Here is a 25477-nt window from a genome sequence, read left to right as displayed (position 1 = left end):
CTGACCGAAATGGACGGCTTCGAGGGCAACACGGGCATTATCATCATTGCGGCAACGAACCGTCCCGATGTCCTGGACTCCGCGCTTCTGCGCCCCGGTCGCTTCGATCGCCAAGTGTCAGTCGATCTGCCGAGCTACAAGGGACGTTTAGGCATTCTGGAAGTCCATGCTCGCAACAAAAAGCTTGACGCAGATGTGTCGCTGGAAACGATCGCCCGCCGTACGCCCGGATTTTCAGGGGCAGAGCTGGCAAATATGCTCAACGAAGCGGCAATTCTGACGGCACGACGACGCAAAGATGCGATCACACTGCTGGAAGTTGACGACGCGATCGATCGCGTAACCACTGGAATGACGCTGACTCCCCTGCTCGACAGCAAGAAGAAGCGGCTCATTGCCTACCACGAAGCAGGACACGCACTGCTGATGACTTTGCTGAAGAACTCTGACCCGCTTAACAAGGTGACGATCATTCCGCGATCGGGGGGCATCGGCGGTTTTGCCCAGCAGACCTTTAACGAGGAAATGATTGACAGCGGCTTATACACTCGTTCCTGGCTGCTCGATCGCATTACGATCGCTCTGGGAGGACGGGCAGCTGAGCAGGAAGTCTTTGGCGATGCTGAAATCACGGTGGGCGCAAGCAATGACATTCAGGTTGTGGCAAATCTGGCGCGAGAAATGGTAACGCGCTACGGAATGTCTGACCTGGGACCCTTTGCTCTGGAAAGCCACAATCAGGAAGTCTTTCTGGGACGCGATCTGATGTCGCGATCGGAATACTCCGATGAAGTAGCAACCCGTGTGGATCATCAGGTGCGAGATATTGCAACGCGCTGTTATGCCGAAGCTTGCCGCATTCTGCGCGACCATCGCGAATTGCTCGATCGCATTGTGGATATGCTGCTAGAGCAAGAAACGATCGACGGGGAACAGTTCCGTAAGCTAGTTGCCCAGTACGTTGAGCTTCCTGAAAAGCAGCTTACTACGGCAACCACAAGCTAATCGCAACTCAAACTGCCCTGTAGCCGCCTCATTCTGGGGAACCTGCGTCCAATCCATGCTCATGCTCGAAATTCCCTAGCCCTGGGGATTTAGGGGCAAGGTAGGAGATAAACACTCCTCAAATCCCCTTTTGGGATCGCTGTGCAACCGCCAGCCTAGTTTGGAACACTACCAGCAAAATTATGAACACTAGGGATGAAATTGCTTATTTCAAGAGCAGCGTCATCCCTCTTTTGTTAGACTCTTTTCCCGTAAAACGCCGATCGGAGTCAATTTATCGATCGCTCCTTGAAGCTTTTGTAACTCTTATTTCTTCTTGTATCTGGAACTGGGAGGACCAGGAAAAATCAGGGTAACTTAGTGAAATCTAAAGCAAACCTTAAGAGGTTGACATGAGTCCAACGATGATGCGTCAGTTTTGGGCTTTCGTAGATGAGATTCGATCGACAATTCCTCTAGCCCTGGACGATCTGAGTTTAGTGCAGTGGTTGCTGCGCCAGGTGTGGTCTGAACAGCTGCTCGATCGCCAACAGCAAGACATTCTGAGCAACTATATTCATCTGCGAATTGCCCTGATTCGCGACATGGCGCAGGAATCGCAGTTTTTCTCTCACGTCTATTAACTCCTTTAATAATTCGCTAGAACCTATAGAACATCGGAGAATCCAACTTACGATAGACAACCTGTACACTAAGATACAAAACTGAAGCGCAAACCAGGAGAATGTAAAAAAGTGAGAAGAATCCAGGCGAGATTGATCCCATTCTGATTTGGATCTGAAACCCTGGATAAATGACTTCTCATTCCTCTGGCAAGGTTTAGGTAAATCGGGCAGTACTGGCTTATTGGTGCTGCTTTTGTTGAATCTCGCTTCTGTTTAGGGTCAGAGTGAATAGTTAGAGCTGTTCTTGTTTTCGATTCTCTAATGAATAAAGTGGGTGAAATAAATATGAGGAAGTGGGGTTCCCTTTTCCTGGCTGCAACCCTGACGGTTGCAACGCTGAGTGCCTGTGGATCGGGCGCAAGCAACACAGCGACGACGAACACTGGAGCAGGAGGTGGAGCTGCTGCTCCGGCAGCGAATACAGGCAGCCGTCTCGATACGATCAAGTCTCGTGGATCGCTTATTTGCGGCGTAGAAGGTACAATTCCTGGCTTCAGCTTTGTAGATTCCAGCGGTAACTACTCTGGACTGGATGTTGACATTTGTAAAGCAGTGGCAGCCGCCGTTCTTGGTGATCCGACCAAGGTAGAGTATCGCAACCTCGATTCTTCGGCTCGTTTCCCGGCACTGCAAAACGGCGAAGTCGATATGCTATCCCGAAACACGACCTGGACGAGTAGCCGGGATTCGACGGGTGGAAACGGTCTGGAATTTGCGCCGACTGTTTTCTATGACGGTCAGGGCTTGATGGTGAAAGAAGATTCCGGAATTCGAGCATTTAGGGATTTGAACGGTAAATCAGTTTGCGTTGAAACCGGAACGACGACTGAGCTAAACCTTGCTTCACGGGCAAGAGAAGCAGGGGTCACGATTAATGAAGTGAAGTTCCAGGACTCCAACGCCAACTTCGCGGCTTATCAGGAAGGACGCTGTGAAGCGGTGACCACTGACAGATCGCAGCTTGCAGCAAAACGGAGTGCCTTCCCGACGCCCGATGATCACGTTCTGCTGCCGGATGTGCTGTCAAAAGAGCCGCTAGCTCCTGTGACCGTTAACAACGACTCGCGCTGGTCTGACACCGTGAAATGGGTTGTCTACGGACTGTTCCAGGCAGAAGAGTTTGGCATCACGCAGGCAAATGTGCAGCAAAAGGTGCAAGACCAAAACCCTGATATCCAAAACTTCTTGGGTGCACAGGGCGAGCTGGGAACTCAGTTGGGTCTGTCGAATGACTTCATGGTGAAAGCGGTTCAGGCAGTCGGCAACTACGGCGAGGTGTTTGAGCGCAATGTAGGCACAAACTCTCAGCTCAAGATCGATCGCGGTCAAAATCGCCTCTGGACGAAGGGCGGTCTGATGTATTCGCCGCCATTCCGCTAGACTCTATCTGTCTGTGATAAAGACTTTCCACCTTGGAGAGTCTTTATCGCTTCAACGGGTCGCTTTTCATTCTCTCCGTGATTCTGCCGCCTTGATACCTTTCCCGCTATGACTTCTTCGACTGATCCTTCTTCTGAAAAAATTCCCATTTGGCGTGATGATCGCTTTGTCAGAATTGCAGTTCAAGCGATCGTGCTGCTGGCTGTCGTGACGGTCGGCGCGATCCTGATGGGCAATATGAGCCGTAACCTTCAGCAGCTTGGACGACAGTTTGACTTCAACTTTCTGCGAAATCAGTCTGGCTTCAATATCGGTGAAGGAATTCTTTCCTATAAGCCTACAGACACTTATTTCTGGGCACTTGTCGTTGGCTTTACTAATACGCTGCGGCTGATCTTGGTCGGGTTTGTTGCCGCAACGGTGTTAGGCATTCTTGCCGGAGTTGCCAGCTTTTCTAATAACTGGCTGGTCAAAAAAATTAGTCAGTTCTACGTCGAAATCGTTCGCAACACGCCGCTGCTGCTTCAGCTCTTTTTCTGGTACTTCGCCGTCTTTTTTGGAATGTCGCAGGGTGCGAACGTTACTCGTCTGCCTGGATCGGTGCTGGTGAGCAAGAAAGGAATTGTGATTCCGTGGCCCGCCAACCAACCGATCGCCTGGCTATCGCTGACTGCGTTGATTGGGCTAGCGATCGCGGCTTCGATCGTCTGGCGGCAGCGTATTAAAGTGATGGAAGAACAGGGCGCATCCGGCAAACCGCAGCGCTATATGCTTATCGGCATGGCTGTGGCGGCACTGGTTATCTTCCTGTTTGGCTTGGGCTGGCAGTTTCCACAGGTGGCTAATAACGATACTCAAGGCGGACTGCGAATGTCGCTGGAGTATGGCTCGATGCTAGCAGGTCTTGCCTTTTATACTGGGGCATTTATTGCAGAAATTGTCCGGGCAGGGATTCAGTCCGTTTCTAAGGGGCAGTGGGAAGCAGCAAGAGCCTTAGGGCTGCATTCTGGGTTAGCGATGCGGCTGGTCGTGTTTCCACAGGCGTTGCGCGTGATTATTCCCTCGCTAAACAGCCAGTACATTAACCTGGCAAAGAACTCTAGTTTGGCACTGGCGATCGGCTATCCCGATATTTTTGCCACCGCGCAAACCACGCTAAACCAAACTGGACGGGCAGTGGAAGTCGTTTTGCTGATCATGCTGACCTACCTGATCGCCGATCTGCTGATTTCTCTGTTTATGAACCAGCTCAATCGCCTAGTGCAAATTACAGAACGATAAAAACGTTTCTAGCCCTTCTTTTTAACCATTTCTCCGATTTCAGCTGCGCCTCTTATGACCACTCTGCATACTGCTCCGACTAGTGCCCCCGCGCAACCCGCATCCACACCGATCGCCTGGCTTCGCAAAAATTTGTTCAATAGCTGGTTTAACTCGCTGCTGACGATCGCGATTGTCTTTGTTCTGGGCAGAACGCTGTTTGGCTTTATCTGGTGGGCAACGACCACGGCGAAGTGGCAAGTCATTCCCGCAAACCTGCCGCTCTTCTTTGTGGGACGATTCCCGGCGAATCAGTACTGGCGGCTGGCTCTAATGCTGGCAATGATTGGTGGACTCGGCGGATTAACCTGGGGTGTGGTTGCCCGAAATCAGCCCAAGCTCCTGTCGCGGAACGTACTGATTGGGTTTGGTATTTTTGCCCTGGTGCTGCTGCTGCTGCCGACGCCGTTTGCCTATCGCTTAATTTTGCTGGCGATCGAGGCCCTGGTGCTGGGGACGATCGGGGCAGGTCAACAAATCGGCAGACGAGTTCCGGGCATTGCTAAATGGTTGCCCCTGGCATGGATTCTCTCGTTCTTTATCGCGCTCTGGCTGATGCGCGGCGGCTTCGGGCTACCCCTGGTGCAGACCACTGCCTGGGGCGGCTGGATGTTGACAGTGTTTATGTCAGTCGTGAGCATTGCCCTGTCGTTTCCGTTTGGGTTGCTGCTAGCATTGGGGCGGCAGAGTTCTTTACCCGTGATTCGTTGGCTTTGCACAATTTATATTGAAGTCATTCGCGGCATTCCCCTGATCTCGATTTTGTTTATCGGTCTGGTGATGGTTCCGCTGTTTCTGCCTGCTGGAAGCCGGCCAGATCTGGTACTGCGAGCAATTCTGGGTCTGACGCTGTTTGCGGCTGCCTACCAAGCCGAAACCATCCGGGGTGGACTCCAGGCAATTCCCAAAGGACAATCTGAGGCAGCCAGCGCACTGGGGCTAAACACACCGCTGACGCTGGGACTGATCGTGTTGCCCCAGGCACTCAAGATTTCGATTCCGGCAATCGTGGGACTGTTTATCAGCCTGCTGCAAGATACAACCCTGGTAGCGATCGTGGGACTTTCAGACCTGCTGGGGATTAGTCGATCGATTCTGGCAAACCCCCTGTTTATTGGCAGATACGCCGAAGTTTATTTATTTATCGGTGTGTTGTACTGGGCAGTGTGTTACACCATGGCCTGGGCAGCTCGACGGCTTGAAACCAGCTTGAATAGTGAGCACTAACGCAGATTCAATAATCCCAAATGACAATTCCAAACATCTCTAAAAAAATCTCATCTTTTAATGCCTGATAGGGAGAATAACCGATGACTCAACTCCAGCCCGAAGCCACCCTGAATGGTGGAACCTCAACCGAACCAATGATTGTCGCTCAACAGGTCGAAAAGTGGTACGACAACAACTTTCATGTGCTGCGCGGCGTTGACCTCACCGTCCGCAAAGGCGAAGTGGTGGTGGTCATGGGTCCGTCTGGCTCTGGGAAATCCACGTTTATTCGGACGTTTAACGCGCTGGAAACCTATCAAAAGGGCAGCATTACGATCGACGGCATTCACCTCAGCCATGACCTAAAAAATATCGAAGCAATTCGCCGCGAAGTCGGCATGGTGTTTCAGCAGTTCAACCTGTTTCCTCACCTGACTGTGCTGCAAAACGTCACCCTGGCTCCGATCTGGGTGCGCCGCTGGACGAGAGCTAGAGCCGAAGAAGTCGCAATGCAGCTTCTTGAACGGGTCGGCATCCTGAATCAGGCGCAAAAGTTTCCAGGTCAGCTTTCCGGCGGTCAGCAGCAGCGGGTGGCGATCGCCCGTGCCCTGGCAATGCAGCCCAAAATCATGCTGTTCGACGAACCCACCTCTGCCCTCGACCCGGAAATGGTGCGCGAAGTGCTAGACGTAATGCGAACCCTGGCAAGAAGCGGCATGACGATGGTGTGCGTTACTCACGAAGTCGGATTTGCCCGTGAAGTTGCCGATCGCGTCGTGCTAATGGATAGCGGTCTATTAGTGGAAGAAGCGGAGCCAAACGAGTTTTTTAACAATCCTAAAGAGGATCGCACGAAGAAGTTTCTATCGCAGATTCTTTAAGAGAAGGTTTGAGCCAGTCTTCGAGATCCCGCATCGCTCCCTCAATTCCCCACCCGTGAAGGACTTTGAATTTGAGCCAGTCCTCAAGATCCTGCATTGCCCCCTAAATTCCCCACTAGTGGGGGACTTTGAAACAGAGATCAGTCCTACTCGGTAATTCGGCCGCTTAGGGGCGAACTCGCACTGGCAAAAGCCTTGACCGGAATTCGTCCTGCCAGATACGCCATCCGTCCTGCTTCTGCGCCGAATCGCATTGCCTGTGCCATCAGGGGCGGATTTTCAGCCTGGGCGATCGCCGTATTGATCAGCAGTGCATCAGCTCCCATTTCCATTGCCTGCGCGGCTTCGCTGGGCGTACCGATTCCGGCATCCACGACGACGGGAATTTTGGCGTTCTCGATAATGATCTGAATATTTGCCGTGTTGCGAATGCCTTGTCCTGAGCCAATTGGGGAACCCAGGGGCATCACCGTCGCACAGCCAATTTCCTCCAGGCGTTTTGCTAAAAGCGGGTCGGCGTTGATGTAGGGCAGCACGGCAAATCCTTCTTTGACCAACTGTTCGGCGGCTTCGAGTGTACCGATCGGGTCAGGCAAAAGATATTTCGAGTCGGGAATCACTTCTAATTTGACAAAGTGATTGTCTTCCTGACCCAGCAGCTTTGCCATTTCGCGTCCAAGCCGCGCCACCCGAATCGCATCTTCTGCGGTTTGACAGCCTGCGGTGTTCGGCAGCATCCAGATTTTTTGCCAGTCGATCGCCTCAGCCAAACCCTCATGTCCGGGGGCGTTGTTTTGTACACGCCGAACTGCCACAGTGACAATTTCGCAGCCGCTAGAGACGATGCTGCCCTGCATTTCGGCAACATTTCGATACTTTCCAGTTCCAGTCATCAGGCGCGATCGAAACTCCCGTCCGGCAATAATCAGAGGCTCATCGGCAAAAGGGGCAGGAGCTGGGGAAGCGGGGATCTGAGGGGTCGAAAATTGCAGCATAGGAGGTTGGGTTGAGACGGGTGCGAGGGGGGATGGGGATTGGGTGGGACAGAGGAAACGTTGCCAGGAGAATTCGTTGAGCAATGGGTCGATCGTGCCATTCCAGACGCGATCGGCAATCAACCGGGCGGTAATAGGCGTGAGCAAAATACCGTTGCGGAAGTGTCCCGTTGCCAGGGTGAGATTATCACAGAGGCTATCACCGAGAATAGGCATTTCATCAGGCGTTGCAGGACGGAAGCCCCACCAGCATTCCTGAATCGGGAAGTCTTTCAGTGCCGGGTAAAGCTGGATTGCAGCATTCAGAAGGGTTTGTAGTCCTGCGGGGGTGTTGCCGGGCGTGAAGCCGATCGTCTCACTGGTTGCCCCGATCACAATCCGTCGATCTTGACGCGGCACGATATAAACGTTTTCGCCGTACAGTACCCGCTGAAGCGGTAGGGGTGAAATTTCTGACGGCACGCGAATCGCCAGCATTTGTCCTTTACAAGGCTGCACCGGAATTGGAATAATCGACTGCGACCAGGCTCCGGTTGCCAAGATGTAATGCCCCGCCGATCGATCGCCCCCAGTCGATCGCAACTTGACGACCTGCCCCTGCTGCTGCACAATTTCTGTGACCGTCACGCCTTCCTGGATTTCAACGCCGATCATTTCTGCCACCGATCGTAGCGTTTGCGCCAGGGCACGATTATCAACCTGTCCTTCTTCGGGATACCACCAGCCACCGATCACTTGTTCGCTTAATTCAGGCTGTACCAGATGAATTGCAGGGCGATCGAGCCAGTAAGCAGGCAGGGAATCCAGAACTGGAGGGTTTTGCGAATCAGCCACTTCAGTCACGGGGGCAAGAATGCCGCAAGCCCAGTAGCCTGTGGAGCGATCGGTCAGGGATTCGAGTTTGCTGATCCATTCTGGGTAGAGCCTGAGGCTTTGCAGACACAGTTCACGCATCGGCGCATCGGCAATTGCTTCGGCACTGGGAGCCAGCATTCCAGCAGCAGCATGGCTGGCAGCTTCCTGAAAATCTCGGCTTAAAACAGTGACAGAGGCTCCGCGCAGCTTTAGCTCGATCGCGATCGACAGCCCAATCACGCCGCCGCCAATAATCAAAACATCAGACGTTGAATTCATTGCAAGTAAGGACGGATCTCCAGAGTTTTTTAACCTACCACAGTCCTGTAACCGGGTTTCTGCCAAGCGGGGGAGGCGTGGTAGAAGGGTTAGAGGGAGAAGGAGTACTGTAAGGCGGCACGATCGGCGGAGGGGGAGCAACACCTCCATTCTGGTAGGGCTCTACTGTTTGCGGATAGTTTGCCGCAGAGCTGGTTCTGGGAGGACGAGTTGGGATCGGAACGGTGGGGGCAGGTCGCACGGGCGGCGGCTGATTCGACAAAAGATAAGGAAGATCCTGCCATCCGGGTTGTACAACTCCCACCGCAAAAGGATTCAAACGAAAATTTCGCAGATCTGGCAATCGATCGAAGGAAAACCCTTGCTGTTGAAACCAGGGAATTAGCCGATCGCTCATTAGCACCACCAGCACCGCCAGTAGCACCAGCGCGATCGTTCGACCCACATCCTTGAAAACATCGATCGTGTTAAAAACAAAGCCCAGCAGCACAATTCCCACCAGCGCAATCAGCAGGGTAATCGGTTCCGGCACGGTGGATACTCCCATTCTGATATTCCTATCATCGCCCAGGCAATCAGATTTGCGTTACCAAAGCCCGTTAATTGGGGGTTGGGCAGGAGGGGAAGCAGACGGAAAAACCGGAGGGGGAGGGGGATTATCAGTTCGCGGCGGACTCGGAGAAAGAGAAGGAGAAGGGGTCGGAGGGGGGAGCGGGCTGGGAGAAGGAAACAGAGTGGGAGCAGGAGTTGGAGCGGGGAACGGACTGGGGGAAGGCTGCACAAGCAGCGGATTCGCGATCGAGAGAATCTCGTTTAAACCTCGGCGTGCCTCACCAGAAGACGGACTGTCTAGATTAGGAGGCGGAGGCAGAGGGGTAAGCGTTACGGTTGGCGAGGGCAGCGGTTGGGAGTCGATCGGCGTAGGCTGAACGATAGGGCTAACGGTTGGGCTAGAGGCGGGTGGCGTTCGATCGAAAAAATTGCCTGTAAATCGATTAAATGTTTCTCCGGCGCGTCCTGAGCCAAAGAAAGCAACCAGTATCGTTGCCAGAGCAATCCAGGTTATCCACTGGGCAATGCCAATTCCCCTTCCTTGTTTTCCCGGCAGGAGCAACTGAAATAGGGCAAACAAGCCGCTCAGCAACAACAATCCTAAAAGAATATCCACATCGCTTTCCCCATGTTGCACTGCTAATTTTAGGCAGAAGCTCAAATTTTTCGACCTGAAGGTTACCAGACCACTTGATTTCCCTGTCCCCAAAATCCATCAAACTTTGTCACCTTCACATCTCCTAAAACGCAGGTTTGACAGGCAAGCCGCCGATCTTGTTCTAAGGAATGGGGCGGCAATGAGCGACGCGCAGTTTCCTTCCACTGAGGCGCAGACACTTCGCCTTCCACCTGAACCGCACAGGTTCCACAGGTTCCAATGCCTTTGCAGTTGATGATCTTAGACTGACCATTATGCAGCGCAACCCCATTTTTCAGGAGAACTTAACGTAAATTCGTCCCCCGATCGCACTCAAACGTCTTTCTCTGCGCCGTCATTCTGGGCATTCCAATCCTCCAGGTCTAAAAGTTCTACATCAAGCTTGTTCATAGTTTACGTTTCTTCATACCCTTCTTGACCCTGCCTGGTCTAGCATCGCGATCGAACCCTAATTTACTTCTCGATCTCCTCTCTCTCGATCGCCTCGCCCCCCATTCACTCTCACCCATCCACCGTCTACCCCTCATGCCCCCCCTCCACATTTACGACACCACCCTCCGAGACGGCGCCCAGCGCGAAGGACTTTCACTCTCCCTGGAAGACAAACTGCGAATTGCCCGTCAGCTCGATCGCCTGGGAATTCCTTTTATTGAAGGCGGCTGGCCCGGTGCAAATCCAAAAGATGCTCAGTTTTTCGCCCAGCTTCAGCAAGAGCCATTGAACCAGGCAGAAGTTGTCGCCTTTTGCTCAACCCGTCGCCCTGGCAAGTCCGCAGAAGCCGACCCGATGCTGCAAACGGTTCTTGCGGCTGGCACCGATTGGATCACGCTATTCGGCAAATCCTGGGATCTGCACGTCACGGAAGGACTGCAAACCAGCCTGGACGAAAACCTGGCAATGATTCGGGAAACGATCGCCTTTTTCCGCACTCAGGGACGACGGGTGATCTACGACGCAGAACACTGGTTCGACGGACACAAGCACAATCGCGACTACGCCCTTCAGACTCTCCAGGCGGCGATCGAGGGTGGTGCAGAATGGCTCGTGCTTTGTGATACGAACGGTGGAACCCTGCCCCACGAAATTTCTGCCAGCGTTCGGGAAGTGGTACAGTTTGTGCAAAATATTCGCGGAGAACAAACCCCGCCGCAGATTGGAATTCACCCGCACAACGATAGCGGCACGGCGGTGGCAAATGCGATCGTCGCAGTTCAGGAAGGGGCACGGATGGTGCAGGGCACAATGAACGGCTACGGCGAACGTTGCGGCAATGCCAACCTTTGTACATTAATTCCTAACCTGCAACTGAAGCTTGGATTTGACTGCATTCCGCCCGCTCAGCTTGCCCAGCTCACCGAATCGAGCCGCCTGATTAGCGAAGTGGTGAATCTGGCTCCCGATGATCATGCGCCGTTTGTCGGGCTGTCTGCCTTTGCCCACAAAGGTGGAATTCACGTTAGCGCAGTTGAGCGAAACCCGCTAACCTACGAACACATTCAACCTGAGCAGGTAGGCAATCAGCGGCGGATTGTCATCTCCGATCAGGCAGGCTTGAGCAATCTACTCGCAAAAGCACGATCGTTTGGGATTGAACTCAATCGCCACGATCCTCAAAGTCGCCAGATCCTTCAGCATCTCAAGACTTTAGAAAACGAAGGCTATCAGTTTGAAGCCGCCGAAGCCAGTTTTGAACTCTTGATGCGCGAAGCTCTCGGACAACGACAGCAGTTTTTCACGATCAAAGATTTCAACGTTCATTGCAATTTGCTTCGCGATCCAGAACAGTGGCGCAGCCAATCGATCGCCACCATCAAAGTCGCTGTTAACGAAGAAGACATTCTGGAAGCCGCCGAAGGCAATGGTCCCGTCTCTGCCCTCGATGCAGCCCTGCGAAAAGCCCTCACCAACTTCTACCCCGAAATCGCCTCCTTCTACCTCACCGACTACAAAGTCCGCATCCTCGACAGCCCCGCCGGAACTTCTGCCAAAACCCGAGTCCTGCTCGAAAGCAGCAATGGTTTACAACGCTGGTCAACCGTGGGTGTTTCCGGCAACATTATTGAAGCCTCTTATCAGGCAGTAGTCACCGGATTAGAGTACGGACTCATGCTGCAAAATCAGGTCAAAGCGGCGATCGCGAGTTCACGGATTGCCTAGCGTTAAACAAGCTGATCGCCCCACCCCCTCACCTCCTCATTCATCCATCCACCCCCCATCCCTTCTACGGTTATCCTCCCTGCCCCTAGCTCGGCTCGATCGATACAGTAGTAATAAGTAATACACACATCTTCATAGAGCGAGGTGCTGCGATGTCGATGCTATTCGCCCTTTCGTTTATGGGCTGTGTCAGCGCAGCTCTAGTTGTCGTCCAACATCACTTTCTGAAAGACCTCACCGACCCTGCCCCTGATCAGTCCTAGTGAGCACTGGGTCTTTGTATTCCCGGTTCTGACCTGTGGTACAGCCATTTGTTGATTCGATCGCGTTTCAATTCAGTTCAGAACCTGATGCACGTTGACACTTTAGTTTTATCACTTTATTTAGTTGCCATTTCCATTCAGGAACCACCTCAAGATGTTTGAGTATTTCACTGAGAAATCGATCGCCGTTGTCATGGCTGCCCAGGAAGAAGCGCGTCGGCTGGGTCATGCTCATGTCGGTACCGAGCAGCTTTTATTAGGCTTAATCCGCGTAGAAGGCACGGCAGCCTTTAAACTGCTGACCGAGCTAGGGATTACGCTGGAAGCCGCACGACGCGAAGTCACAAAAATTGTGGGACGCGGTTCTGGTTTCGTCCCAGTCAATATTCCCTTTACACCTAAATCAAAGCGCATTTTTGAGCTAGCTTTCGAGCAGGCACGGCAGCTTGATACGCCTTACATCGCGCCAGAGCACATTCTGCTGGCACTGATTCAGGACGGTGACAATGTTGCCAACAAAGTTCTGGAAGCAATGAACGTAGATGCCGTTTCCGCCAGAGTGCAGCTCCTTCAGGCAATGAATGAAGTCGAACCTGCTACGGCTGGGGCACGTCGTCGCTCGATGGAGGGCAGCTCCAAGGGGATAGGCAAGATGCTGAGCGAGTTTGGTCGCAATCTGACCGAGTTTGCCAAAGACGGTAAGCTTGACCCGATGGTGGGTCGATCGCCCGAATTAGAGCGTGTGATTCAAATCCTGGGTCGCCGTACTAAGAATAATCCGGTGCTGGTGGGTGAGCCTGGCGTCGGCAAGACTGCGATCGCCGAAGGTTTGGCACAGCGTATCGTAGATGGTCAGGTTCCCGACCTTCTGCTGGACAAGCAAATCATCTCGCTTGACATGGGCAGCCTCCTGGCAGGCACAAAGCTCCGGGGTGACTTTGAAGAGCGCATTACGGGGATTGTTCAGGAAGTCCGCGAGTCGCAGAATGTCATTCTTATGATTGATGAGATTCATACCCTTGTGGGTGCGGGCGGAACCGAAGGCGGTACAAATGCAGCGAATATGCTGAAGCCTGCCCTGGCAAGAGGTGAATTTCAGGTGATTGGCGCGACCACACTGGACGAATACCGCAAGCACATCGAGCGCGATGCTGCCTTGGAACGCCGCTTCCAGCCCGTGATGGTGGGTGAACCTTCTGTAGAAGAAACGATCGCCATTCTGCACGGACTGCGCGATCGCTATGAGCAGCACCACCGCCTGACGATTTCTGACGAGGCACTGGATGCGGCTGCCAAGCTCTCCGATCGCTACATCACCGATCGGTTCATGCCTGATAAGGCGATCGACTTGATTGACGAAGCCGGATCAATGGTGCGTTTTCGCAACAGCAAAGCCTCGCCCACTAAAGATCTTAAGCATGAGCTGAAGGAAGTCACTACCGCCAAACAAGCCGCTGTCACCGAGCAAGACTTCGACAAAGCCGGACAGTTGCGCGATCGCGAGCTGGAGTTAGAAAAGCAGATTCAGGCGCTCAAGAACGGAGATGTGACCGTTTCGCAGGCTGACCTACCCGTGGTGGTTGCCGAAGACATTGCTCAGGTGGTTGCTTCCTGGACAAGCATTCCGGTGAGCAAGCTGACCGAATCTGAATCGATGATGCTGCTGCACCTAGAGGACGTTCTGCATGAGCGGGTGATCGGTCAGGAAGATGCGGTGAAAGCTGTGTCGCGTGCCGTACGTCGCTCTCGGGTGGGCATCAGTGATCCCAATCGTCCGATCGCCAGTCTGCTGTTTTCGGGTCCGACGGGCGTGGGTAAAACTGAGCTTGCCAAAGCCCTCGCCGTTGCCGTGTTCGGTTCCGAAGAAGCGATGATCCGGCTCGATATGTCTGAGTTCATGGAGTCGCATACGGTTTCCAAGCTGATTGGTTCGCCTCCGGGCTATGTGGGCTACGACGAAGGCGGTCAGTTGACCGAGGCAGTTCGCCGCAAGCCGTACACCGTGATCCTGATGGACGAGATCGAGAAAGCGCATCCTGATGTCTTCAACATGCTGCTTCAGTTGCTCGAAGACGGTCGCTTGACCGATTCGCGGGGTCGCACGGTCAGCTTCAAGAATACGGTCGTGATCATGACCTCGAATATCGGCTCGAAGGCGATCGAAAAAGGTGGCAGCAGCCTTGGCTTCTCAACCGCAGAAGATACCGCAACCGCTCAGTATCACCAGATTAGATCGCGCGTGATGGACGACATGAAGGCTTACTTCCGCCCTGAAATGCTGAACCGCATTGACGAGATCATTGTCTTCCGTCAGCTCAACCGCGAAGAAGTCACTCAGATCGCCGACCTGATGATTCAAGAAGTCGCAGCTCGTCTGCAAGCGCAGAATCTTGGTCTGGAAGTCACGCCTGCCTTTAAGGAGCGTCTGGTCTCCGAGGGCTTTAACCCCGTCTATGGGGCACGCCCCTTGCGTCGAGCGATTGCCCGCTTACTCGAAGACAATCTTGCAGAAGCGATGCTGTCGGGTACTGTTCGGGACGGTGATACTGCTTTTGCCGATGTTGATGATGATGGTCAGATCCAGATTTGTCGTCAGGAAAAAGCAAGCTTTGCACCGATCGCCCCGTAGGGGCAACTGCGAAGCAATCGCGTAAGCCTGATTTGATCAAGCAAAGTTGATAGCACGAGTACATAATTCTGGGGGCTTTGCCCCCTTTTTTGTTGCTTTACACTAGCTCTCTAGTTCCCTTGGGGATCACGAGTTCCCCGGAGGCAAAGATTTTGCAGCTTTCAAGCTGATAAAAAAAGCAGGCATAAAGCCTGCAAAAGTGGAACTATTTTAATTGGGTTTAATAGGGAATCCAGGGATCAACTGGCAATCTGGCTTAGCAGTAAGGGCGAATATCTTCACCACATTCGTCTGCCAGATAGCAGAGGGCACGAAACCGCAGTCCGACTAGCTCTTCATAAAGAGGGTTGAGCTTGCAGAGGGGCGGAATGTGCAGCAGAGTTTTCCCGAACACCTTGATGTCGCGCTCAAACGGGCACTGCGGCGGGATCAGCTTAGCAATGCGGCGGGCAAAGGTGCGGTCTTGGACAGGAAGAGTATCTACCCAAAGACGGATAGGCTGGAGGGGATCACGTCTGGGAGAATGAATTGTATGAAGTGTCGATGAACTATTCATCATTTCACCTGTGGAATCATAGGAAACGATCGCGGTGGGACTAGCCAGAGTGAAGGTAAGCGATCGTTAAGTTAGCAAGTTGAAGCAGGCTTAAACAATTTAATGCGCTGGTTGAATCCAGCATAAGTGGTGAGGAAAGGGTTCAGGTGAAGGAATTGAAAACCTTAATTTGGGTTTCCTGAAGCCCCAGTAAACTTTCCAGGGTTACGTTCAGCTTCCAATTGGTCTAGAAAACGAACGGCGCAGTCCTGTAGGAATCTCCTGAAAATGATACTGTCTCAGGGCATGAGCCATATCAGCGCGAGTCATGACGCTCAAGGGATCGATTCGCTGATCCGATCGTATGTTGACGAATCCGCGATGCAGGGCCGCTGCAATCTGCTGGCGTGCCCAAGGCGGAACCTGATAGGAATCGGCATAGTTTGCCAAAATCCCAGTAGCGGTCGGGTCCGAATCCTGAACACTGCCCGATGCTTTGGCGATTACAGAAAACGCCTCAGCGCGAGAGACTCGATGATCGGGAAGAAATTTTCCTCCCGGCTGAACGGTCATGATACCGCTTTTTACAACCGTCTGAATATCTTTGTAAGCCCAGTGCGAGACCGACACATCTGCTAACGCAGGGGCAGCAGCGGTTTGTTTTGCCGGGTCAAGTTGAAAGGTGGTGACTAAGATATTTGCCAGTTCAGCGCGGCTCACTGCGGCATCTGCTTGAGCCAGGTCGCCCTTAAGCGCAGGCAGGATTTCCGCATTAATTAAGTTAGAGGTGGGAGTTTGAGAAGGCGAAACCTGAGCAACTGCTGCCAATCCAGACAGCAATAGGGTTAGTGAGAGAGCACCGACAAACCGTTCCATCGCATGAACCACTCCATAAACACACACCACTAGCAAACGACGATTCGACTGATCTGAATGTTGCGAAGGAAATGAAGTTTGCTTAATTCAGCTTTAGTCAAATTGCCATGAACAGCGCAAAGTTTCTCTGCTTCTGTTGTGACTTATTGAACTAAAAGTGAGGTAGTCGGTGTGACACTCTTTTGACTGCACCTTCAGGATTTGTAATATAAATCCCTATCTGTAGCCATAAACATCATGCCATAGGATGAGGACAATCGGGTTCACCCAATCGTATTACTTGATGGAATGAAAATGATATTTTTTAGCACAGTCGAGAAATCAACCAGGAATTACTTTCCGACGATTGTTTTAGAGCGATGAACAAATAAAAAAGACAGAGAATTTGTATCAGATTTACCGATTTGGACATTGCGGTTGAGATTATCCGCGACCCAAAATAAATAGCCCCAGCATGGTGATGCTATTCCATAGACTATGCATCAGCATTGGCGTCAGTAAACTGCGCGATCGAGAGTAAACAAAGCCCAGGATTGATCCCAGCACCGTCAGCGGTAGCACTTCCGACAGGCTTAAATGGGCGATGGCAAACAAAACACTGCTCAGGGCAATCGATCCCCAAACGGGAAAGTAGCGTGTCAGCGAGGGCAGCAGAAATCCGCGAAACAGCAGTTCCTCAAAGACCGGAGCCGCGACTGCCGCTGTAAACAGAAAAATTGCTAGGGCGACGCGATCGCCTTCTTCCAGCACAATCTGTAATAACGGATTGCTGCCTCCCTGGCCCTGCCAAAGCTGCTGATTTACCAGGGAAACTGCTAGCATCAGCGGCAATGCGACCAGATAGCCTCCAATTCCCCATAGAAACCAGTTACGTTTGCCCTTGAGCTGAAACCAGTCCTTTGGTAAAGGAAAGTACGCTCGAATCGATAAATAAAGAGTGAGCAGCGTTGCACTTGCCATCAGTAAGTAATAGCAAAGCGTATTGATCGCCTGGGCCCGTTGTCCAAAAGCAGCAAAATTAAGCGGCAGCAGATGCAGCACCCAGGGCACAAGCAGCTGACCTGAAAAGAAAAAGCCGCCGATCAAGACCTGCCAGACAGTTTCCCCAGTCCAGGGAACCTGCCATGCCAGACTGTTTGCTTCAGCAGGAGCTTGCTTTGCCCGAATGAGCCAGCGTCCAACCACAATCAGTAGCAGCACGATCCCCAAAGAGCCGCCGATCGCCGGAGCAACGCCCACAAGAGTTAGCTTCACCAGCGTTTGACGAGCCACCTGCTGTTGAGTTACTTCCAGGGCGGCCAGCGCATCGGGTCGCTGTTGTAGGGCATAGAGTCGCCGCAGTGCCCGATCGCGAAACCAACCATCCAGCGAGGCTTGAATTTGGGATTCGGCATCAGGAAGCAAACGGGGTGGCTCATTCCATAAGCCAATCAGAACGGGAGTAATTGCTCTAATCGAAGCGGTGGAATTTTTATCGGAAACCTTACCAGATGGACGCTGAGCGGTGGGCTGAAAGGAAGCAAGTCGATCTTTAAGGGATTGCCAGGATTCGATCGCCGCATCGGTGTGGTTTTGCTCTGCCTGAAGCAGCCCGATCCGCAGATCAAGCTGATCGATCAGGGTTTGCTGCTGCAGCACGGCGAGTCGAAGCTGTTTGTTTTGTTCTTCGATCGTGGCAGGCTCCGTGGGCGCAGGCGTAGTTCTCGTGTCGGGATCAGTGGGACGAGAAGACTGGACAGCTTCCTCGGGGAAAGGATTGTCCTGAGAAACGGTGAGGCGGGTCTGTAGCTGCTGAAGATTTTCGGCGGCGGAGTTTCGCACAGACTGATATTGCTCCAGCGCAGTTTTAACCGGGTCTTGACCGAGTAAGGTGTTTTTTACCCCAGCCAGATTGGCGGGATCTGACGCATTCGGTTTGAGTTCGCTGGCTCGCAGCAGCAGATCGGTCTGGTAAAGCTCCAGGCGATTGGTAATTTGGGGTTCGCTAAAGCTGGCAAACAGGGAACCACCTAAAAATAGAACCACCAGAAGCGTAATGCCGCTTAAAATTAGCCGTTTGATTTGACTCATCGATTCAGACCCGATCGCTGGACAGAAATTTACAGAATTTTTTTGAAATGATTTGACAAAATAATTCCATTGAATAATTGCATTGTAAGGGTGGCGATCGCAAAAGCCAGAGGGAGGAAGCAAGACAAATTCTTCCTGTCCCGATCACGGTAGAATTGCAAAGGACTTTTAACGTTCAGCGACTTTAGAGATTTTCAGCGCATGGGAGGATTGCCCCGGTGACTCGCGTTATTCTGGTTCGGCATGGAGAAAGCACCTATAACGTCGAGCGGCGGGTGCAGGGACACTGTGATTTGTCTGACTTAACAGAAAAAGGGCAGGCAGGAGCGCGGCAGGTCGGCGCAGTGTTGCAGGGTTTGAAGTTCGATGCGGCTTATTCCAGTCCGCTCAAACGCGCTAAGCAAACTGCGCAGCTTATCTTATCGAGCTTAAACAAGCAGGGCACGCCGATCCCTAGTCTGCGGTTGACAGACAACTTGAAGGAAATCAATTTGCTGCAATGGGAAGGACTCACCTTTGAAGAAGTCGAGCAGCAGTTTCCCGAAGGATTTTTGCTTTGGCGCGATCGCCCGAAGGATTTGAAAATGCCCATGAAAACCCCAGAAGGCACAACAGATTTCTATCCGGTCATAGCTCTTTATGAGCAAGCACGGCAGTTCTGGCAGGAAATTTTACCGCAGCATTTAGGTGAAACCATTCTGGTTGTGGCGCATAGCGGTATCAATCGCTGTTTGATCGGGGCAGCAGTCGGGCTGGACGCAGACAGCTATAAATCAATGCACCAGTCAAATTGCGGCATCAGCGTACTGAACTTCGCAGGCGGTCTAGGCGATCCAGTGCAACTTGAGTCTGTAAATTTGACGGCGCATCTGGGCGAACCGATCCCGAAGCCGCGCAAAGACACAAAAGGTGCAAGATTTTTGCTGGTGCGCCACGGCGAAACTAACTGGAATCGAGACAAGCGGTTTCAGGGACAGATCGATGTGCCGCTCAATGATCAAGGACGGGTACAGGCAGGTCAGGCAGCCGAATTTTTGCGGGATGTCGCGATCGATCGCGCCCTCAGCAGCCCGATGCTCCGCCCAAAAGAAACGGCAGAAATTATTCTGCAACATCACCCGCAAGTGACGCTAGAACTGGACGATCGCCTCTGCGAAATTAGCCACGGGCTCTGGGAAGGCAAGCTGGAAGCCGAAATCGAAGCAGAGTTTCCTGGGGAGCTAAAGCAGTGGCAGATCGCGCCCGAAACCGTGCAAATGCCTGAAGGCGAAAATCTTCAGCAGGTGTGGGATCGGGTTGTGCTTGCCTGGAAGGATCTGGTTGCCTCAACGCCAGAGTCTCAGGATGATAGACCGACAACCGTACTGGTGGTGGCTCACGATGCCGTGAATAAGGCAATTCTGGGTTATTTGATCGATCGCGGTCCTGAGACCTTCTGGACCTTTAAACAGGGCAACGGAGCCGTAACGGTGATCGACTATCCGCTCGGCAACCAGGGCAAACCGCTGATTCATGGCCTCAACATCACAAGCCATCTAGGAGGCGTTCTCGACAAGACGGCAGCCGGGGCACTGTAGCCACGGGACTGTAACCACGGGACTGGTAATCACAGGAACGAATTTATGACCGCTGAGCTAATCCGACAAGTTCGCCTGCTTGACCCTGTGACCCTGGGTGATTCCCCCTCTGGGGAACTGCGAGGCGATCGGGTTGCAGATGTCTTGATCGGGGATGGCGTGATTCAGTCGGTCGAAGCAGCGATTAATTCTTACCCGGATAATACTCAAATCCGGGATGGGTCAGGGCTAATTCTGGGCACGGGATTGGTGGACTTATACAGCCATTCGGGTGAGCCGGGATTTGAGGAACGGGAGACGATTGATTCTTTGGCAGCGGCGGCGGTTGCTGGAGGGTTTACCCGCTTAACCCTGCTCCCTGATACCCATCCTGCAGTCGATAATCCCGCGACTGTTGCCTGGTTTCAGTCTCAGTGCCAGAAATTTACCGTCCCCCAAATTCGCAACTGGGGAGCATTAACGCTGGATGCCAAAGGCGAACAAATGACGGAACTGGCAGAATTGGCAGAGTCGGGCATCGCGGGATTTGCAGACAGCAAGCCGATTCAAAACATGACTCTGCTGCGTCGCCTGCTAGAGTACAGCCAAGGTCTGAGTCAGCCAATCGCGTTATGGTGCTGCGATCGATCCTTGAGCGGCAATGGCGTGGTGCGCGAAGGCCAGGAATCCCTGCGGTTAGGACTGCCCGGAAGCCCAGACTACGCGGAGACTGCCCCTTTAGCGGCTCTGCTGGAATGCCTCGCGGCAATTGGAACTCCGGTGCATTTAATGCGAGTTTCAACCGCGCGAAGCGTTGATCTGATTCGGCAGGCAAAGGCAACCGGGCTACCGATCACAGCAAGCACCAGCTGGATGCACCTTTTGCTCAACATTGAAGCGGTGCAGAGCTACGATCCCAGCCTTCATGTCGAACCGCCCCTGGGCAATCCTGCGGATCAGGCAGCCTTAATCGAGGGCATTCGATCGGGGATCATCGATGCGATTGCGATTGATCATAGTCCGTACACTTACGAAGAAAAAACTGTCGCTTTTGCTGAATCTCCACCAGGGGCGATCGGACTGGAATTGGCTTTACCGCTGCTCTGGCAGGCGTTAGTCGTTTCTGAAAAGATCCCTGCTCTTACCCTCTGGCGGGCACTTAGCACCAATCCGGCACAGCTATTAAACCAATCTCCTGCAAGCATTCAGCCGGGTCAGCCCGCCGAGCTAATGCTGTTTGACCCCAATCATGCCTGGCAGGTGACTTCTCGCACGCTCAAATCGCGATCGACTAACACCCCCTGGCTCAATCAAACGCTTCGAGGACGGGTGTTGCAAGTCTGGGGAGGACGGTGACGCATGACGAGACGCTTGCAGCTAGAGCCGAGTAATCCTGCATTGTGTCAGATCATTGCCGATCGCATTGCCGCCAGTCCGCAGCAGCGCGTCACCTTTGCAGAGTTTATGGATCTGGCACTGTACGAACCACAGCACGGCTATTACGCTCGCTTTCAGTCAAAGATTGGCGCACAGGGAGACTTTGCCACCTCACCCCATCTCGGCGCAGACTTTGGAGAACTGCTTGCCGTTCAATTTGCCCAGATGTGGGAAAAGCTCGATCGCCCCAATCCCTTTACGCTGGTTGAGATGGGAGCCGGGCAAGGACTTCTGGCACAGGACATCGTGCGCTATCTGCATCGACATTATTTCGAGTGCTTTGCCGCGCTGCGCTATGTAATTGTCGAAAAATCACCTGCCTTTGCCGCCGAACAGCAAGCCCGTCTCCGCTCCCTAATCGACTCCTGGGGCGAAGTGGCATGGCACACCTGGGACGAGATTTCTTCAGATTCGATCGTTGGCTGCTGCTTTTCCAACGAATTAGTCGATGCTTTTCCCGTACATCGGGTGACAATTGCAAACGGTAAGCTTCAGGAAATTTACATCACCGTAAGCAGTGAACCGACACCCGATCCCGCCCTTGCCTCTGATGCCCATTTTGCTGATGCCCATTTTATAGAGACGATCGGCGAACTTTCAACCCCGCGCTTTGCCGAGTATTTTCAGCAGATCGGAGTAGATTTGACCCCCTACCCAGACGGCTACCGCACCGAAGTCAATCTGGCAGCGATCGACTGGCTGCATACCGTTGCCGATCGGCTCCATCAGGGCTATTTGCTGACGATCGACTATGGCTATCCTGCCCATCGCTACTACAGCCCAACCCGCAGTGCAGGGACGCTTCAGTGCTACTATCGCCACGCCCATCACGACAACCCCTATCGGGCGATCGGTCATCAAGATATTACCGCTCATGTCGATTTCACGGCTCTGGAGCAATACGGCACACCAGCAGGACTAGACCCGATCGGCTTCACGCAGCAGGGCTTGTTTCTGATGGCGTTGGGCTTGGGCGATCGACTTACCGCACTGTCTCAGCCCGATCCTGATCTGACGCTGCAAATTATTCTGCAACGGCGAGAAGCACTACATGGGCTCATAAATCCGATGGGGCTGGGCAATTTTGGGGTGCTGATTCAGGCAAAGGGATTGTCAGGCGACGCGCAGAGCCGATTACTAAAAGGACTGCAAATGGGCTGAGTCCCAATGTTGGGCTAGCGGGTAATTTTCGGCGATTTGTCGGGGAACCGTGTAGACTATCTGGATATTTAGGGCGCTCGTTGCAGTAGTTAATCAGAAGTTAATCAGAGAGGGGTACGCCCATTGCCGTTTGTGGAGGAGGGCTTTCGGATCACGATCGCGAACCCGGAAACATCCTTAGGGGGAACAGTACAAGCTTTGACAAGCTCTCAGCCCTGTTTCAACAATCTTCATCGAAGGCAAAACAGATTACGATTTGCTGAGCGCAGGGGAGTTACTGGTTAACAAATGGCAGCAACAAGTCCAATTCCCTTGTGGATCGTGTAATCTTTTCTTCCGTAGGCTCGGCTGAATCTGAAAGTTAGTTCGGACATCTCGAACATAAGGGACATAAGAGGATTGGACATGGCGTTCTGGGAATTTTTGCTGCAAAAGGATGGCGATCGCTCTTGGCTGCCACTGGAATCTCCTACGGTGGAAATTTTGGAGGGGCGATATCGCGTGGTCGGTCGCTCTAGCCGCATCAATACCCCGATCGAAATTCGGATTGCTCATGATGTCCTCACCGATGCTGTAACAGTCCGCCGTACCCAGAAGCGATCAGGCTGCACGAATCAGGATGGCCTGGTGGTGATTATGCCCTTTACCCAGCTTCAGCCGGGGGACTGGGAACTCTACTGCACAGGCGACCTGATGGCAGACATGATGGGCGAAGGCTGGCAGTATGGCGTGAAGCTGCAAGTCTTGCCGATCGTTGAGGAAGCGGAAGCTTGGGAACTTGACTCACAACCCGCTGCTCATCTCCCGACCCTTTCCGTTGGGTTTTCGAATGCGGCTGCCTTGTCATCACCCCCCCTTGCTATCCCATTTATCGCTGTCCCAGAAACGCCGGTCGAAACGCCAGTCGAAACGCCAATTCTCCAGCCTGCTGCATCGCTGGTTTTGGAGGATACGGAGCAGCCTGTTCTGGCTGAATCCCAGCTTAATTCTGCTGAGGGCGAAGGCTCCGAAATTCCTTCACCGGAAGTCATCCTGTCCGAAGCCCTGCCACTGCTCAGCCTGCATCTGGAACAGGAAATGTATGTCGTGCGGCGCAGCGAAGCTCTAATCCTGCGCGGCGAGATTGGTTCAGCTACCGTAGAGTCGCCAGAATTGCCGCTTCAGATACGGGTGCGGCTCTATGCGCCCCAAAATTCTCAGGTGCTGTTTGACCTGGTTTATCCGCTCAGTCCGGCTGCGCTGCCGATCCCGTTTACCTGCACGGTGCCGCTTCCCCATCACTACGAAACCTACCTGGTGCTGGGAGAAGCGATCGTCGAGCTAACTTCTGCAAGCGGCACAGAGAAAATCACCAGCCAGTCCTTCAAAGTTACAACCGACCTGCATGAGCTGCTGGAATCGTTTGCTTCGCAGTTCTCCGAAGGAGGCAACGGCAATAGCGTTACCGATTTGCCCGACGTACTACCGCCCCTGGAAGCCATTTCGCTGCCCTCAGAGCTGCCTGGTTTTGCTCAACCCACCGTGCCGCCAACAGTTCAGTTTCAGCCTGCCCAATCGATATTGCCGCCTCAACTGAGATCGATGTCTCCTGAACAGAAGGAAGCAACTAAAGAGCGACGGGCGATCGAGTTGCCAACCTTTGCTCAGGAACCTGCTGCTCAGGAAGCCATTCCTCAAGAAACCATTCCTCAAGAACCTGCCCCTCAGGAACCGCTGCAAGAATCCCAGTCAGTTCCAGCCAGCACCACAGAATCAGGGAAGTCCGCAAACACGCCTGCTCCGGTCATCGATAACCTTTCTATTACCGAGCTATTTCTAACTGAGGTATCAGGAACGGCAAATCATTCTCCTGAAATTAGCGTTGCCGAGAGAGGCATTGAGCCTGCTCAAAGGGATTCCGTCAGCAAAGCATCGCCAGATTCAACAACTGAAACCGCTCTGCCCCAAAATGCCCCTTCTGCCCGGCTGCCGCAGAATGGAACGGGCACCACATCGCCTCAGTCCAGTAAACCCATCATTGACGACACTGATCCAGCACTCGATTGGCAGCACGTTGACCTCCAGAAACCTCGCAAGTCTGCTTCAGAAGCTCCCCTCGCTCCCGAAGACATCGCCTTTCGATCGCTCAACTTGCAGCAGCGTTTTTTGTCGCGCTTACAGTCCCTTGCCAGCGACAGTCAACTTTCTGCCGCTCTCCAGACCGATCAGACAATTCCTGCTCAGCCCAATGAACCCAACGCCATTGAATCGCCAATCACCTCTGTGTTTGATCCCAAACCGTTGTCCCAGGAAAATCGCACTCAGCCGATCGGTGAAGACGCACACCTGGCGCACGATGAGTTTGTCATTGATGAAGGCTGGGAAGAAATGGAAACGATGCAGCAGTTAGCGCGAGGCGCAACTCCAAAGGAACCGCCCCTGGGGGGAACCGCAAAGCATTCGACCCCCTCAAAGTTCTGGCAAACTGCGTCCCAATCTCCCCCAACGTCCGGATTAACCCTCTCACCCGACGAGCCTTTGCCCGTTCCCGTGCTGCGTCTCCCCAGTGAAAACCTGATGAGCGGCAGTTCAACGCTGGTGCTGGTCAAGTTGCCCGACTGCCCGGCAAAGCTAGCGGTCAAGTTGTGGCTGATCGATCGCCAGAGCCGCCTCCTGCTAGACGGACCCCATTGGCTCACCGATTTTACCCCTGACGGCTTTGGACAATGGATGAACCGCATCGAGCTATTTCTGCCCCAGGGCTACCTAGAAGTACAGGTCGAAGCTATTAGCGTCGAAATCATGACCCAGCGCGAAAGCGAAAAAACAGTCGAAGCCCGATCGATCGAACCGCCCCTCTCCCAGTTCACCTACGACTCGATCGACGTTTAACCCCCCTCTTCATCTCCCTATGCCCTCACCCCTCCTCGTCTACCCATTCTCTCTAGATCACAAATTCCCGGTTGTTAAAATTTCTTAGCAGTCCGGCTTTTGCACTCAATTCACAGTACATTT

Annotated in this window: 18 protein-coding genes and 1 pseudogene; 12 read left to right on the top strand and 7 right to left on the bottom strand. The window is 53.1% G+C overall.

What is annotated here, in order from left to right; all coding sequences use genetic code 11:
- The 6 genes from NDI45_RS25170 to NDI45_RS25145 all read left to right on the top strand — a co-directional run.
- Nucleotides 1–1005, top strand: a 1005-nt coding sequence (locus NDI45_RS25170; RefSeq protein ID WP_348249305.1) for an AAA family ATPase, incomplete at its 5' end; no start/stop codon positions are given.
- Nucleotides 1006–1397: 392 nt separating this feature from the next.
- The gene (locus NDI45_RS25165; RefSeq protein ID WP_190793173.1) at nt 1398–1628 is read left to right on the top strand and encodes a hypothetical protein; all 231 of its coding nucleotides are present in this window, start codon (nt 1398–1400) and stop codon (nt 1626–1628) included.
- Nucleotides 1629–1955: 327 nt separating this feature from the next.
- A complete protein-coding gene (locus tag NDI45_RS25160) occupies nt 1956–3050 on the top strand; it encodes an amino acid ABC transporter substrate-binding protein (protein ID WP_190793174.1) in 1095 nt (364 codons plus the stop codon).
- A gap of 108 nt (nt 3051–3158) precedes the next feature.
- Nucleotides 3159–4331 carry an ABC transporter permease subunit gene (locus tag NDI45_RS25155; protein WP_190793175.1) on the top strand — a complete coding sequence of 391 codons (1173 nt, stop codon included), beginning with the start codon at nt 3159–3161 and terminating at the stop codon, nt 4329–4331.
- 54 nt (nt 4332–4385) lie between these two features.
- Entirely contained in the window at nt 4386–5597 is a 1212-nt protein-coding gene (locus NDI45_RS25150) for an amino acid ABC transporter permease (protein ID WP_190793176.1), read from the top strand.
- A gap of 83 nt (nt 5598–5680) precedes the next feature.
- Nucleotides 5681–6460, top strand: coding sequence for an amino acid ABC transporter ATP-binding protein (locus NDI45_RS25145; protein ID WP_277879219.1), 780 nt, complete (start codon nt 5681–5683; stop codon nt 6458–6460).
- A gap of 146 nt (nt 6461–6606) precedes the next feature.
- Here NDI45_RS25145 and thiO read toward each other — a convergent pair whose 3' ends face one another.
- From thiO to NDI45_RS25125, 4 genes and pseudogenes are all read right to left on the bottom strand, one after another.
- The gene (gene thiO / locus NDI45_RS25140) at nt 6607–8589 is read right to left on the bottom strand and encodes a glycine oxidase ThiO (protein WP_348249304.1); all 1983 of its coding nucleotides are present in this window, start codon (nt 8587–8589) and stop codon (nt 6607–6609) included.
- 34 nt (nt 8590–8623) lie between these two features.
- A complete protein-coding gene (locus NDI45_RS25135; RefSeq protein ID WP_190793178.1) occupies nt 8624–9136 on the bottom strand; it encodes a PEP-CTERM sorting domain-containing protein in 513 nt (170 codons plus the stop codon).
- Between the two features lie 39 nt (nt 9137–9175).
- Complete coding sequence (locus NDI45_RS25130) at nt 9176–9757, bottom strand: hypothetical protein (RefSeq protein ID WP_206755095.1); 582 nt, start codon at nt 9755–9757, stop codon at nt 9176–9178.
- 62 nt (nt 9758–9819) lie between these two features.
- A pseudogene (locus tag NDI45_RS25125) lies at nt 9820–10146 on the bottom strand (2Fe-2S iron-sulfur cluster-binding protein).
- A gap of 178 nt (nt 10147–10324) precedes the next feature.
- On the opposite strand from NDI45_RS25125, the gene cimA reads away from it, so the two are divergent.
- Together cimA and NDI45_RS25115 are read left to right on the top strand one after the other, a co-directional pair.
- Complete coding sequence (gene cimA / locus NDI45_RS25120; RefSeq protein WP_348249307.1) at nt 10325–11956, top strand: citramalate synthase; 1632 nt, start codon at nt 10325–10327, stop codon at nt 11954–11956.
- A 417-nt stretch (nt 11957–12373) separates the two neighbouring features.
- On the top strand, nt 12374–14848 hold the full coding sequence (locus NDI45_RS25115) for an ATP-dependent Clp protease ATP-binding subunit (RefSeq protein WP_190789762.1): 2475 nt from the start codon (nt 12374–12376) through the stop codon (nt 14846–14848).
- Nucleotides 14849–15104: 256 nt separating this feature from the next.
- Here the strand turns inward: NDI45_RS25115 and NDI45_RS25110 are convergent, their stop codons facing one another.
- The 3 genes from NDI45_RS25110 to NDI45_RS25100 all read right to left on the bottom strand — a co-directional run bounded on the left by NDI45_RS25110 (nt 15105) and on the right by NDI45_RS25100 (nt 18329).
- Entirely contained in the window at nt 15105–15404 is a 300-nt protein-coding gene (locus NDI45_RS25110) for a Mo-dependent nitrogenase C-terminal domain-containing protein (protein WP_199296295.1), read from the bottom strand.
- A 210-nt stretch (nt 15405–15614) separates the two neighbouring features.
- Entirely contained in the window at nt 15615–16259 is a 645-nt protein-coding gene (locus NDI45_RS25105; protein WP_190789764.1) for an S-layer homology domain-containing protein, read from the bottom strand.
- A 423-nt stretch (nt 16260–16682) separates the two neighbouring features.
- Nucleotides 16683–18329 carry a type II CAAX endopeptidase family protein gene (locus NDI45_RS25100; protein WP_348249303.1) on the bottom strand — a complete coding sequence of 549 codons (1647 nt, stop codon included), beginning with the start codon at nt 18327–18329 and terminating at the stop codon, nt 16683–16685.
- Nucleotides 18330–18547: 218 nt separating this feature from the next.
- On the opposite strand from NDI45_RS25100, the gene NDI45_RS25095 reads away from it, so the two are divergent.
- The 4 genes from NDI45_RS25095 to NDI45_RS25080 all read left to right on the top strand — a co-directional run bounded on the left by NDI45_RS25095 (nt 18548) and on the right by NDI45_RS25080 (nt 25354).
- Nucleotides 18548–19906 carry a histidine phosphatase family protein gene (locus tag NDI45_RS25095; protein WP_348249302.1) on the top strand — a complete coding sequence of 453 codons (1359 nt, stop codon included), beginning with the start codon at nt 18548–18550 and terminating at the stop codon, nt 19904–19906.
- Nucleotides 19907–19951: 45 nt separating this feature from the next.
- On the top strand, nt 19952–21241 hold the full coding sequence (locus NDI45_RS25090; protein WP_190789767.1) for a dihydroorotase: 1290 nt from the start codon (nt 19952–19954) through the stop codon (nt 21239–21241).
- Nucleotides 21242–21244: 3 nt separating this feature from the next.
- Entirely contained in the window at nt 21245–22483 is a 1239-nt protein-coding gene (locus NDI45_RS25085) for a class I SAM-dependent methyltransferase (protein WP_348249301.1), read from the top strand.
- A gap of 405 nt (nt 22484–22888) precedes the next feature.
- Entirely contained in the window at nt 22889–25354 is a 2466-nt protein-coding gene (locus tag NDI45_RS25080; RefSeq protein ID WP_348249300.1) for a hypothetical protein, read from the top strand.
- Nucleotides 25355–25477 lie beyond the last annotated feature (123 nt).

Source organism: Leptolyngbya sp. GB1-A1 (genome assembly GCF_039962475.1).
GTDB lineage: Bacteria > Cyanobacteriota > Cyanobacteriia > Elainellales > Elainellaceae > Leptolyngbya_A.
The sequence above is the reverse complement of the archived record's forward strand: the minus strand, read 5'-3'. Positions and strand labels throughout refer to the sequence as shown.